This is a genomic window from Kovacikia sp. CALU 1929 (assembly GCF_056784235.1).
Map to the genome: position 1 here is coordinate 1 of NZ_JBXBCF010000089.1, position 12360 is coordinate 12360.

Annotated in this window: 8 protein-coding genes; 5 read left to right on the plus strand and 3 right to left on the minus strand. The window is 50.2% G+C overall.

Annotated elements, in window-relative coordinates; translation table 11 throughout:
* Positions 1 to 46 precede the first annotated feature (46 nt).
* Positions 47 to 445 (plus strand): transposase, encoded by a 399-nt coding sequence (locus AC1S52_RS24295; RefSeq protein WP_482031620.1) that lies wholly within the window; start codon positions 47 to 49, stop codon positions 443 to 445.
* 681 nt (positions 446 to 1126) lie between these two features.
* Here AC1S52_RS24295 and AC1S52_RS24300 read toward each other — a convergent pair.
* The 3 genes from AC1S52_RS24300 to AC1S52_RS24310 all read right to left on the minus strand — a co-directional run bounded on the left by AC1S52_RS24300 (position 1127) and on the right by AC1S52_RS24310 (position 6210).
* Complete coding sequence (locus AC1S52_RS24300) at positions 1127 to 2890, minus strand: ABC transporter ATP-binding protein (RefSeq protein ID WP_482031621.1); 1764 nt, start codon at positions 2888 to 2890, stop codon at positions 1127 to 1129.
* Between the two features lie 132 nt (positions 2891 to 3022).
* Positions 3023 to 4912 (minus strand): YdcF family protein, encoded by a 1890-nt coding sequence (locus AC1S52_RS24305; RefSeq protein ID WP_482031622.1) that lies wholly within the window; start codon positions 4910 to 4912, stop codon positions 3023 to 3025.
* A gap of 623 nt (positions 4913 to 5535) precedes the next feature.
* Positions 5536 to 6210: a TetR/AcrR family transcriptional regulator gene (locus tag AC1S52_RS24310; protein WP_482031623.1), complete on the minus strand. Its 675-nt coding sequence runs from the start codon at positions 6208 to 6210 to the stop codon at positions 5536 to 5538.
* 357 nt (positions 6211 to 6567) lie between these two features.
* Here AC1S52_RS24310 and AC1S52_RS24315 point away from each other — a divergent pair, with 357 nt between their 5' ends.
* From AC1S52_RS24315 to AC1S52_RS24330, 4 genes are all read left to right on the plus strand, one after another.
* On the plus strand, positions 6568 to 7809 hold the full coding sequence (locus AC1S52_RS24315) for an HlyD family secretion protein (RefSeq protein WP_482031624.1): 1242 nt from the start codon (positions 6568 to 6570) through the stop codon (positions 7807 to 7809).
* A 219-nt stretch (positions 7810 to 8028) separates the two neighbouring features.
* Complete coding sequence (locus AC1S52_RS24320) at positions 8029 to 10074, plus strand: ATP-binding cassette domain-containing protein (protein WP_482031625.1); 2046 nt, start codon at positions 8029 to 8031, stop codon at positions 10072 to 10074.
* A 35-nt stretch (positions 10075 to 10109) separates the two neighbouring features.
* Positions 10110 to 11216: an ABC transporter permease gene (locus tag AC1S52_RS24325; protein WP_482031626.1), complete on the plus strand. Its 1107-nt coding sequence runs from the start codon at positions 10110 to 10112 to the stop codon at positions 11214 to 11216.
* 2 nt (positions 11217 to 11218) lie between these two features.
* Complete coding sequence (locus tag AC1S52_RS24330; RefSeq protein WP_482031627.1) at positions 11219 to 12355, plus strand: ABC transporter permease; 1137 nt, start codon at positions 11219 to 11221, stop codon at positions 12353 to 12355.
* The last annotated feature ends 5 nt before the right edge of the window (positions 12356 to 12360 follow it).

Genomic DNA, 12360 nt, shown 5'->3' on the forward strand with positions numbered 1-12360 from the left:
TGCCGAAACAGTGAATAGTATGATTCATGAGATCGGCTTTTGAATAATGGATATAGGCTTTGCATGTTGGGATTTCTTGGTTGATCTGAGTGACACTCAACAGCGCGTCGTCGTGCGGATAAAAAACACCATTAAAACCGAACTTGACCATGAACGGTATTGCGTTTTTTGGTTTTGTGACCTGGAGAGTCGAAGTGAGTTTCTCTTGGCGACAAATTTAGATCAGATGAGCAATGAGGAGATTGGTGAAATCTATCGTAACCGCTGGTACATTGAACTGCTGTGGAATTTCTTGAAAATGCATCTCAAACTCGACCGCTTGATTTGTAAAGGCGTTAACGGAGTGATGATTCAAATCTACGTGGTACTGATTGCCTATTTGATTCTAGAGTTGATGGAAATTCCTGCCTTTTATGGGCATCGATTGTTGGAGAAGTTTAGCTAATTTACAATTAGAATTCAGTCGTCGTTGCTCCATCGTCCACTGGAGCTATGATTTCCTCCCAGAGGCACTTGTCCATTGAAGTGTCCACTGAAATATGAAGTTTTATATCTGGATTCAACACTTCTGTGTTTTTTGATAACAAGAGTTAAGTTTATACGGCTTTTTAGATTTGAAAAAGTAACAATAACTTACCCTTTAAGTAGAGTGGTCATTGAATACAAGTCATCCATAAAACGCTTGTAAAAATTTCCTAACAGCGATCGTTACCGCTGTTGATCTAGCTAGTCAGGCTGAAGGTGTGAGCAAGTCCTCAAAATTGACTAGGCGAGGTAAAAATCATGAAACCAATGATTTGGCATCCTGAAGAGAAAGACCAAAAAGTTAATGCGTACCTTGACCAAATGAATCACGCCCCTTATCCAGCAATCTTTGCTCTGATTTTGGTGCTATTGAGTCTCTTTACCTTTGGCTTCTTGCTCATATTTTTCTAATTTGATACAGAAGTCAGTAGCTGTTCTTGCCCTAAACGCGAAAACCCGCGCTGTGCAGTCCACATAGGTTACTTGTTGCATTCACTGCTGATTAAGAATTGATCCTACGGATTTTTCTGCATAACATCCCGTCATTGCGCTTAGTAAGGTTACGCATGACCTACACTACCTATGATTTGCCTGACTGAAACTATTCCAGCACCTCTTCTAGCTTGTGCTGGTTCCAGAGGGATTGGTAAAGCCCCGATCGCTCAACCAGTTCGGTATGGGTGCCCATTTGAACGATCGCCCCCTGATCCATGACAAAAATGCGATCGGCACTGGCAGCCGCCGAAAGTTGGTGAGAAATAAACACAACGGTTTTGCGGTTGGTGCCTTCCGATAGATTTTTCAAAATCTGAGTCGCCGTCTGGTTATCTACACTGGAAAGGGCATCATCCAGAATCAAAATCGGAGCGTCTACCAGTAAAGCGCGAGCGAGGGCGGTTCGCTGCCGTTGACCACCGGAGAGGGTAATGCCCCGCTCACCGACGATGGTTTTGTACTGCTGGGGAAAATTCAAAATTTCGCTGTGGATCTGGGCTTGCTTTGCCGCCTCAATCACCTGATCCTCATCTGCACCCGGATCGCCATAGCGAATATTGTTTTTGATCGTCGTACTGAATAGAAAGCTGTCCTGCGGGACATAGGCGATCGCCCCTCTCAAGTCGTGCAGACGCACCTGGGTAATGTCATAGCCATCGACAAACAGTTGACCAGGGGCAATGTCCAGCAGCCGTGGCAACGCATTTGCCAGGGTAGATTTACCCGAACCGATCGGACCCACAATGGCAACGGTTTCCTGTGGCTCAATCGTAAAACTGGCGTGGTTGAGGGCAGGTTGTACCGGAGTATGTCCATCCACCGAGGGATAGGTGAAGGTCAGGTCACGGGCAGTTAGCTTACCTCGCACATCCGATCGCAGGAGGGCGATCGCATCCGGCTGATCCTGAACCTTTGGCTCAACCGTCAGGATCGTTTCAATCCGGTCAATGCTGACTTCACCTCGCTGGTATGCCGTGATAGTGAACCCTAACAGTGCCGTTGGGAACGCCAATTGCCCCACATAGAGCAACAGGGCAATAAAATCACCAACCGTAATTCTGCCCGTTTCCATTGCCCTGCCACCAAACCACAGCACAATCAGCAGACTGATACTGGCTAACCCGCGCAACAAAGGAAACAGAAGATTGCGTGTCTTTGCCAGATCCAGGTTGGCATCCATCAGTTGCTTGTTAATTTGATGGAATGCCTGTCGTTCATTTTCCTCCTGGGCATAAATCTTGACCAACCCAATGCCGCTCATGTCCTCCTGGATCAGTTCACTCAGGTTGGAAAGTTCTTCTTGAACCGTCATTTGCTCCAGACGGAGACGATTACTAAACAACTGCACCAGTACCAGCATGACTGGATACACGGATAGCGACAGCAAACTTAGTTGCCAATCAATTGCCAGCATGACCGGCAACGTCAAACCATAGGCAAACACGGTATTTGCCAAACTCAGCACCGCAAACCCCAGTAACCGACGAATATTATCAACATCACTGGTTGCCCGGTTAATTAAGTCTCCAACCGTATTGGCAGAAAAATAGGAGGGTTCCAGCCCCAGTAAGTGGGTAAAAATTTTCTGTTTCAGGTCAAACTCAACCTGGCGACCCACCCCAAATAGGCAGACGCGCGACAGCATTCGCACGATCCACATCGCCGATGCCAGCACAATCACCACCACCACGTAATGGAGAATCTGGTCGAAACTGAATACCACCCTCAATCTGTCAATCCCATTCCGAATTTCCAGCGGAATGTAGACCCCCAGAGCATTGGTAATGAAAAGCGCAAAGATACCCAAACCTGCTTGTTTCCAGTGGGGACGGAGGTAAGCCCCCAATTTTCGCAGTCGGGATTGAGCCATTGTGAACGAACCTTATCAATGCGGAAACTCTCTGATCCTATAGCAATTCTCGGTTAGATGTGGTCTTTCTGGGTGGGGAACCAGGAGTGGCGAGGGGAAGGAGCGGAGGAAAGGAGGAGAGCAATTAGCAAATTACCACCTACGTGGAGGAGTAACCTGTGTCCCGTCGTCAGGTCCCGGTCCAGGGGGAGGGAATTGCCCTCCAGGAGGACGAGGAGGTCTCGGGGGATTGACAGGAATTGAAGTTGGAGTTGGGGTTGGGGGTTCGGGTTGACTTGGAGTGGGACAGACCGGATCCCGCAGGGGTCTAATCCAGCCGCGCAGGAAATAGTAGATAGAACTAATGTATTCGTCGATCGCTTGCGTACTCAAGTAGAGCGCATCCGCATTGGGCAAAAAGTCGGATGCCTGAATCTGACGCTCAACCCGATCGGCTCCCGTAGCTAAATCACCAATATTGGCAGGGGAAGGAATAGTGTGAAAATCGGTTGGGCGAACCACGATGGTTGTATTGTTGTCAAATGCCCGCCAGAACGTCCATGCCGCCCGGTTCATATTCATGCCAGTCATAACCAGGGTAAGTTGATTACCAAAGTTAATATTTTGATCCGCCAGCAGCCTTCTTACATTGTCGGCACTTCTACGAACCGACCGGCTGTTATGTTCCAGAAGAATACCAGAAGCGGGAACCTGCATGGTTGTGGTCAAAAACCGTTGAACATCGGCGGCTTCAGAAATATCTTCCCGTCTCTCCCCTTCCTGTTGTCTGCGAGTGGTATGGGTTGAAGCGCTAACCAGAATCAACGGGTTATTTGCCGATTCTTGCTGATACAGTTGGGCGGCATAGATGAGGCGGTTTCCCCGGTCAGTCAACTGCACTGGTTGCCCAGTCAAAACGTCATAAGCCTCACGAGTGATGACAATATTGGGGCGCGGTCCAGCAGGGGATTCCTGCGGAGCGGGAGAAGTCGTTGGCTCTGGAGAGGGGCTTCTTCTTTCAGGTGGCAATTCTCGTTGTTGTCGTTCAAGATCTCTTTGCCGTCTTTCTTCTGCCCGTTTTCTGAGCTCACTGGCGCGTTGTGCCCGTTCCTCTGCCCGCTTCTTCATTTCGTTTATGCGATCCTCTCCTTCCGTTGCTTTCTGCTTTAGTTCATCCAGTCTGTCAGATCCTTGTTCGGCTCTCCTCTTCATTTCTTCTGCCTGTCTTTCTAGTTCCTGTGCTTGTTGTTCCAAATCTTGAGAGCCTTGAACGGGTCGGACATTCCCTGGTTCTCGCGGAGCCTGTGCCACGAGATACTCTTCTCCATTGATCGGACTGGGAGCAGCATTAGAAACCACACCTCCGAATGGTGGGATTTGTGAGCGGACAGCCCCAGACGGGTTACTCGATGCAGGTAAAAACGCCGCCAGGAGGAGGGGGCTGGCGTTGGGCGATCGCAGGGGCAGTTGAGCCAGCATTCTAGAATCGTCTTCACTCAGGGAACCATCTTGAGGGAGCCAGGCTCCTTCCTGGGTGGTGGTAGTGGTAGCGGTGGCAGGTCTAAGATAGGGGCGAGTAGTGCCCTGCCCCAGTAAAACAATGACTCGTCGTGCCCCAGTGTCTAAAGCCGGAGCCGGACAAATCAGTTCAATTGCCTCCAATTCCAATTCCTGAGCCAGATAATAAGCCACAATCGGCAGGCTACTCAGTGCCAGGAGAATCAGACCAAACAGCATGATGCGGCGGACGAGCTTACTGAGCTTATTGGGTGAAAGCAGGATTGCCAGCAGAATAATCCCCAAGCCCAATGGGGTGAAGGGAAAGGAAATAATCCGCCAGAGAATCTCTAAAACACCGCCGTCTACGGGAGGTCCGCTGACAAAGGAAAGCGCCAGTACCACCAGGATGAGCAGCAGAACGAGCAGGCTCAAAAATGCCCTGGGCAGCGCTTTGAGCAGGACAAACCAGGTGACCAGCCCAACCACCATCCACAGGAGAACCTGGGTCAACAGCAGAAATACATCTGTGAGGAGTAGAATCATGCCGGGGGTTCCCTAATCTGCCTAGAAAATGGATGGGTTCAGGTAGGGGGGGATGGTTGAGTCCAGGACTGGGGTAGGCTCACAATCGGTAGGCTCACAATCGGTAGGCTGATGATGGGTAGGCTGACAATAGGGGTACAATCGCTTACTCCCTCCGGGCGGGTGTTGACAGACTCCATGATGCAGCCAAATGACCAGTTGGTAGCAGAATTCTTTTGATGATTCACTGCAACAACGATAATCCGGTTGCAAGCCCAGAGGCTAACCGCGATCGCTCAATACATTTGAACTAATGATGACATGATTGCCCAAAATCTTGCAACCAGCGGGGGAGTGGAGATAGAGATCAGGAAGATAAAGTTGCGTTTATACTCTTTAAAGTGAAAGTTTCTGGCAAGTATTTTCTATCTTCGTCCCTTGAACCAGCAACGTCGGAGTAAAAACTTTAGGCGAATCATTATCTAGGATACTTTAGAGCTGTGACATGTCGTTTGAACTGATATTGGCTGGGATTGTGCTCGCGTTTCTTGTCTACTCAGTGATCACTGAAGTTAGCAAGAAATAAATGCCTGGTTGAGGTCTCTGTACCGGGTGGTGCTAATAAAGAAACGCTATAGGGGTATTTAGTGGTTGGGGTATTCAGCGATGCCTGACTGCTGATGTTTCAGCATTAAAGCGATCAGACTATTGATCATGCGATCGCGCTCAATCGGTATCGTTTGCTCACCATGAAGAATTTTTTGTGCCAGCACATAGGAGACCAGGGAGCCAACAAAGATCTGGGCAGTGGCTTCCGGGTCAGTAATTTCCAGTTCGGGTCTGGAGCTAAAGTAGCGAGAGAGCAGGTGTCGCCCTCGTTGAATCACGGTACAGGTGTAAAGCTGTGCCAGTTCGGGGAAGCGCACCGACTCGGCAATAATCAGTCGTAACAACGAAACATAGTCCTGGTCAGCCATGACGGTCAGGAGTACGGTGGCAAACCGGGGAAGCACCCTTTCTGGTTCACCCGACAGTTCTTCTACCTCACCAAACAGGTCCCGCACTCGATCAATCGTGACGCGCTCCATCAGTGCCTTAAACAAGCCTTCCTTATCTTGAAAGTGGCTGTAAATCGTTTGTTTTGAAACCTTCGCTTCAGTCGCCACCCGGTCCATGCTCGTACTGGCGTAGCCCAAAGTGAGAAAGACTCGCATTGCCCCTTGCAAGATCTGCTCTCGCTTTTGATTAATTCCTCCTGCGGCACTTTCCGAAGGGTGAGTGAGAAAATTTTCAGGCTGAGAAGTAGAGCGTTCAAGCATAGGGACAAAAGCTAGAAATAAAAGCTGCAAAAACAACGGCTGGTGGTCTGTCAAGAATTTCTTACAGCGATTTTCATTTGGTTAAGCCACACAATTTCCTACTCCCCACTCCCCACTCCCTACTCCCCATCTTTGCCGTGGTCTACGCATTTGAAAACTGCTGTAAAAGGTTGAAAACCCTTAAAAAATAACCCTGCCTCACCCTAGTAGAACTTGGCATAAATCTGTCTACCATCCCTAACACCTAATCCCTATCTGAACCTGCATTAACTTTTTCAAAAGTGCGTTGTCTAATCATACTAGACCGTCTAGTATGATTGTCATCCCCTCTACAAATCTCAGTGTTTGGTCTTGGCAATGAGTCAGAGTGTTTCCCCACCCACCCCGTCTCCACCGGCTACTGAACCGCTAGCCTCCAAGCAGCAAAAGTCTCGCGCCAGGTTTTTGATTCCAATCGGGATTGTGGCGATCGCCGCTGTCACTGGCTCTATCTGGTATTTTCTATCCCGCCCGATCGAAACTGGGCTGCGGTTGAGTGGGCGGATTGAAGGCTACGAAACGGATGTGGGCGCAAGGGCTGGCGGGCGAGTGGACTATGTTGCTGTGCGCGAAGGGGATGAAGTGCAGAAAGGACAACTGATTCTGCGGATTAACGATGATGAGATTCAGGCACAACTGCGGGGGGCTGAAGCCAGAATTGCGGCGGCTCGCCAGCAAGAACAGCAGGCACGGTTACAAATAGATGTGGTGGAAAGCCAAATGCGGGAGTCCCAACTCAACGTTGTCCAGGCTCAACAGGACACACTGGGGCGGGTGTACCAGGCGCAGTCGAACATCGCAACCACAGAGGCACAGTTACAGGAGGCGCAGGCTCAGTTAGCCCTGGCAAGGGTTAATCGCGATCGCTCCGCCCAACTCGTCCAGGCAGGAGCCGTAGCCGCCCAGCAGTTTGATCAGGCACAGACCACCTACGAAACCGCCCAGGCAAAGGTCGAGGCAGTGAGAAAACAGGTTGAAGCTGCCAGAGGGGGGTTAGCGCTGGCGCAGTCATCCAACCTGAATCCCGCCATTCGCAGTGCTCAACTGTCCGCCCTAACGGAGCAGCGCAAACGGGCGATCGCTGCTCTGCAAGCTGCCCAGGCGGACGTAAAAAATGCGATCGCTGCCCAGCAACAGATCCAGGCACAAATTGCTTTTCTGAATGTCACCAGCCCGATTGATGGCGTGGTCACTGCCCGCACAGTAGAACCGGGATCCGTAGTGACCAGTGGTAGAACTCTACTCAGCGTGATTGATCTGAACACGGTTTATATGCGGGGCTTTGTCCCTGGCGGAGATATCGGTAAGGTTCGCATTGGTCAGCGGGCAAAAGTATTTCTCGACTCCAACCCTAACCAACCCTTGAATGCCAGAGTTGCCGCTGTAGACCCGCAAGCCTCCTTTACCCCTGAAAACATTTACTTTCGGGAAGACCGGGTGAGACAGGTGTTTGGCATCAAACTTGCGATCGACCAACCGGCGGGCTATGCCAAACCTGGAATGCCTGCGGATGCGGAAATTGTGCTGGATGAAAGGGGAGGAGTGAGGGGGGAGGAGTGAGGGGGAGTTGGTTGTTGGTTGTTAGTTGTTAGTTGTTAGAGAAGGGTCGCCGTTGGCGTTCCCGCAGGGTGGGGTGAAGGCGAAGCAGTTATTGATTGTTTAGTTATTGGTTGTGGGTTGTGGGTTGTTAGAGAGGGTGTTCGCTTTTGGTGTTGCCGCAGGGTGGAGGGAGAGGTGGTGAGGTAGGGTTTTCTGCTGTTTTAGCTGTAGAGGTAAGTGATGAAAAGCCAGCAAAATCCTTCCAGTCCAAATCTCTCTGACCTCCAATACCCACTCCCCACTCCGCACTCCCCATACCCCATTATCCACGTCGAAGCTCTGCACAAACGTTACGGCAGATTGACAGCACTACAGGGTATTAGCTTTTCGGTTCAAAGGGGCGAAGTCTTTGGGTTGATTGGTCCCGATGGTGCTGGAAAAACCACCACCTTTCACATTTTGGGTGGGGTGATGGAAGCTACGCTGGGCACGGTACAGGTTTTAGGGCAGAAACCCCGTGATGCCCGGTTGGGCATTGGCTACCTGACACAGCAGTTTTCCCTGTACCCGGATCTCAGCATTGACGAAAATCTGCGCTACGTCGCCGGGTTACGGAATGTGCCCGATCGCCTTTTGAGGGAGCGGCGACAAAAGTACCTCCGTCTAATGGATCTGGAGCCGTTTGGTAGCCGTCTGGCAGGTCAGCTTTCGGGGGGAATGAAGCAAAAACTGGCACTCTGTTGCTCCCTGATCTATAAGCCAGAAGTGCTGTTACTGGACGAACCCACCACCGGAGTTGATCCAGTTTCGCGGCGGGAGTTTTGGGATGTGCTGGCAGCGCTGGCAGATGAAGGAGTCACCATTGTGGTCGCAACCCCCTACCTGGACGAAGCCGAACGTTGTAACCGGGTGGGGCTGATCTATGGTGGGCAAATTCAGCAAATTGGGACACCGGCTGAACTCAAGGACAGCCTGGGATTGCATCGGTTGGAAGTCCGTACCAGCCAGTTGCAGGTGGCAGAGCAGGTGTTGATGGAGGGGTGGGAGAGAGGGAGAGGGGGGGAAGAGGAGCAGAGGAGGGGTGACGGGAGAAAATTCCCAATCCAAAATCTAAAATCCGAAATTGTGGATGTGCAGACGTTTGGCGATCGCCTCGATATTCTAGTTAGCGATCCTGAGGTAGGAGAAACCCAGGTACGCGAACTGTTTAATCACCACCAACTGTCGATCGAACAGATTGACCGGATGCAGCCCACCCTGGAAAACGTATTTGTGACCCGTTTGCGTCAGCAGGGGTCTGCCCCACCCTTTATCCCATTTCCCCAAACGCGCCAGACGGCGACTCATCGCATTTCCACAACCCCTGCTATTTACGCCCGCAACCTGAACCGGATGTTTGGGAATTTCCAGGCGGTCAAAAATGTGAATGTGGAGGTGCAATACGGCGAGATCTTTGGGTTACTAGGTGCCAACGGAGCTGGGAAGACAACGACGATTAAAATGCTCTGTGGATTGCTGGAAGCCAGTTCTGGGGATATTGCCCTCGGTGGCGAAACGGGTAACTTGCGGAGTCAGACCCTGCGGCGACGGATTGGCTACATGAGCCAGAAGTTTACGCTCTACGACGATCTGACGATTCTACAAAACTTGCAATTTTATGCGGGAGTGTATGGCATTCCCCGTCGGTTGCAACAGGACAAGATTGACTGGGTGATTACAACCTGTGGGCTGGAAGGGCAGGAAAACCTCGTCACCGGGCAACTTCCCGGCGGCTGGAAACAGAGGGTCGCCTTTGGGGCTTCGGTCATGCACGAACCGGAGATTCTGTTTCTAGATGAACCCACATCGGGAGTAGACCCCCTGGCGCGGCGGCAGTTCTGGCGATTGATTAATGACTTTGCCCGTCGCGGCACTGCCATCCTGGTTACTACGCACTATTTAGAAGAAGCAGAGCAGTGTAACCGCATGAGTTTTCTGGTGGCAGGCGAAACGGTGATAGAAGGTTCTCCCAGCCAAATTAAGGCGGCTCAACCCGGCGAATTGGTTGAAATTAAACCCGACTATAACCAGGCAGCATCCGATTTGCTCAAGCAGACCTTAGAACCGTGGCGGGTTTCCATCTTTGCCGATCGCCTCCACGTTGTCGTAGACGATCCAGATCGCGATATTCCTGAACTTCAGTCAATTCTTCAATCGGGTAACATTCATATCCAATCTCTCCGCCCCATCCCCTACTCTCTGGAGGATGCATTTATTGGAACGGTACAGCGAACTGAGAGGAGTTAGGAATTATGAAGTTAAAAGTTGAGAGTTGAGAGTCCATGAAGCGTATTTTTGCTCAGTGTGTCAAAGAACTTGCTCAGTTTCGGCGCGATCGCATTACGTTAGGGCTAGCTTTTCTGTTGCCGTTACTGAGTCTATTCATTTTTGGTTTTGCGATTCGGTTAGAGTCAAAAAATATTCCACTGGTGATTCAAGACTTTGACCGTAGCCATTTAAGTCGGACTTATATTGAGCGTTTATTTGCAACCAATCAGTTTCAGCCCGTGCGGTGGTCGGGTGATATTCCAGTGGATGAAGCGCTGGATCAGGGAATTGCGAAAGCAGCCGTGATTATTCCCCCTGACTTTAGCCGTCGGATTAAGGCAGATAAGTCAAGCGCCGTACAGGTTTTAGTGGATGGAACGGATGCCAACAATGCACGGGTAATTAAAAACAGCATTCAGGCAACGACAAATTTCTTTCTCACCAATGATGGCTTAGTGGATCGGGTTGACCGGGTGAGAGCCAGAATTCGCCTGTGGTTTAACCCTGGACGCAAAGAATCCCTCTACATTGTGCCGGGAGTTTATGCGGTTGTACTGTGGATTTTTCCATCATTGCTGGCGGCGATCGCTATGGTGCGCGAGAAAGAAAAAGGCACGATTTTACAGGTCTATGCCTCTAGCCTGACCGCCTCAGAACTTTTGCTGGGCAAGGGGTTAGCCTATGTTCTGGTTGGTCTTTGTGAGGCAATCATTGTCATGGGTTTAGGGGGGGTGGTATTTCAAGTGGGCTTTGCCGGTGATCCAACTCCACTCTTGATTGGCACCCCCATCTACCTCAGTGCAGCAATTATGTTTGGACTATTTTTGGGTGTACGGAGCAACAATCAGAATTCGGCAGTTCAGGGAGTCTCACTGATCGGATTTCTGACTGCTTTCCTATTGTCTGGTTTTATTTACCCATTAAGTAACATTCCGTTCCCCCTATCACTCATTTCCAACATTGTTCCTGCCCGTTATTTCATTGTGGTCACCCGTGATGCCTTTGTGCGAGGGATTGGTTGGGCTGGTGTCTGGTTTGATATCTTGATGATTTTTGCGATCGGTTTTTTACTGTTTAATATTTCCCGTCGCTTACTGAAGAAAATGCAATTGCCCTATTGATGATGAAATCCTTCCTCCTTTTCTTAAAAGGCTTTTTTGATAGCCGCTTCTGGGCACTGGTGCGCAAGGAAGTGAACCAGATTTTTCGGACTAAACAATTACTGGTGTTGCTCACCATTCCACCCACGCTGCAACTATTGATTTATGGCTTTGCCCTCAACCCAGATGTGCGTTTTTTACCGTTGGGAGTGGTGGACTATGCGAATGTCTCTGCCAGTCGAGAACTCGTTTCTGCCTTAACTGAAAACAAAATCTTTATTGCCAAAACTTATCCCACCAGCGAGCGGGAACTGGCACAACAGGTGGAGATGGGAAAACTGACGGCGGGTTTGGTGATTCCACCGGAGTTTCCACGCAATATTGCCGATGGAAAAACGGCAGAGGTGCAGGTGTTTATTGATGGTGTTGATGCCAACACCGCTGGGATTGCCAGCGGTTACATGACGCAAATTATTCAGCAATACAATCGTAGTCTTGCGCTCAACCCAGTGACGTTGCCAGTCACTACCCAGGTGACGTTTCTCTACAATCCAGGGTTAACGAGTAGCTGGTTTTTTGTGCCGGGGGTGATGGGGTTGGTGATCACGTTGATTGGAACGCTGGTGTCAGCCGTGACAGTGGTGAAGGAAAAGGACACAGGTACGCTGGAACAGTTGCTCATGACCCCGGCGGAACCGTGGGAAATTTTGCTGGCAAAAATTGTGCCCTTATTTGTCCTAATGATGGGGGATGTGTTGTTGGCGTTGACGATTGGACGAGCCGTATTTGGTGTCCCGTTTCGGGGCAGTTTTTTGCTGTTTATGGTGCTTTCAGGGTTGTACCTGTTTGTCGGCATCAGTGTGGGAATTATGCTGGCAACGATTTCTAAATCCCAGCAGCAGGTGGTGCTGACGGCATTTTTTATCAACCTGCCACTGATTCAGACCTCCGGGGCGATCGCACCCATCGAAACTATGCCCCTGTTTTTCCAAATCCTGTCGCTGTTCAATCCGCTGCGTCATTACATTGCTATCATTCGGGGAATTCTGCTCAAAGGAGTGGGACTGGAAGTGCTCTGGATAAATGCCCTGGCACTATTGGGGTTTGCCGTCATTCTGATGAGTATCAGCGTCTATAAGTTCCGCAGTCAATTAAGTTAACTCTG

Bases quoted from the DNA above. Each gene is read 5' to 3' on its own strand.
- AC1S52_RS24295 (WP_482031620.1), top strand. From the start codon at position 47: ATGGATATAGGCTTTGCATGTTGGGATTTCTTGGTTGATCTGAGTGAC.
- AC1S52_RS24300 (WP_482031621.1), bottom strand. From the start codon at position 2,890: ATGGCTCAATCCCGACTGCGAAAATTGGGGGCTTACCTCCGTCCCCAC.
- AC1S52_RS24305 (WP_482031622.1), bottom strand. From the start codon at position 4,912: ATGATTCTACTCCTCACAGATGTATTTCTGCTGTTGACCCAGGTTCTC.
- AC1S52_RS24310 (WP_482031623.1), bottom strand. From the start codon at position 6,210: ATGCTTGAACGCTCTACTTCTCAGCCTGAAAATTTTCTCACTCACCCT.
- AC1S52_RS24315 (WP_482031624.1), top strand. From the start codon at position 6,568: ATGAGTCAGAGTGTTTCCCCACCCACCCCGTCTCCACCGGCTACTGAA.
- AC1S52_RS24320 (WP_482031625.1), top strand. From the start codon at position 8,029: ATGAAAAGCCAGCAAAATCCTTCCAGTCCAAATCTCTCTGACCTCCAA.
- AC1S52_RS24325 (WP_482031626.1), top strand. From the start codon at position 10,110: ATGAAGCGTATTTTTGCTCAGTGTGTCAAAGAACTTGCTCAGTTTCGG.
- AC1S52_RS24330 (WP_482031627.1), top strand. From the start codon at position 11,219: ATGAAATCCTTCCTCCTTTTCTTAAAAGGCTTTTTTGATAGCCGCTTC.